Source organism: Pseudomonas sp. 51_B, assembly GCF_017491595.1.
GTDB lineage: Bacteria > Pseudomonadota > Gammaproteobacteria > Pseudomonadales > Pseudomonadaceae > Aquipseudomonas > Aquipseudomonas promysalinigenes.
This window is the reverse complement of sequence record NZ_JAFGYW010000498.1, coordinates 1-330: the sequence shown is the minus strand read 5'-3', so window position 1 is coordinate 330 and position 330 is coordinate 1. Positions and strand designations below refer to the sequence as shown.

Here is a 330-nt window from a genome sequence, read left to right as displayed (position 1 = left end):
AGGTAGGCGTTCCGTACATCGTGGTCTTCCTGAACAAGGCTGACCTGGTAGACGACGCTGAGCTGCTGGAACTGGTCGAGATGGAAGTTCGCGACCTGCTGTCCACCTACGACTTCCCAGGCGACGATACCCCGATCATCATCGGTTCGGCTCGTATGGCGCTGGAAGGCAAAGACGACAACGAAATGGGCACTACCGCTGTTAAGAAGCTGGTAGAAACTCTGGATGCTTACATCCCTGAGCCAGTTCGTGCTATCGACCAGCCATTCCTGATGCCGATCGAAGACGTATTCTCGATCTCGGGTCGTGGTACCGTTGTTACCGGCCGTA

The 330-nt window shown here is 55.5% G+C and carries 1 protein-coding gene; it reads left to right on the top strand.

All coding sequences use genetic code 11. The features are described from left to right. Positions 1–330 (top strand): GTP-binding protein (locus J5M56_RS25915; RefSeq protein ID WP_243430916.1); only part of this gene is annotated, 330 nt, incomplete at both ends.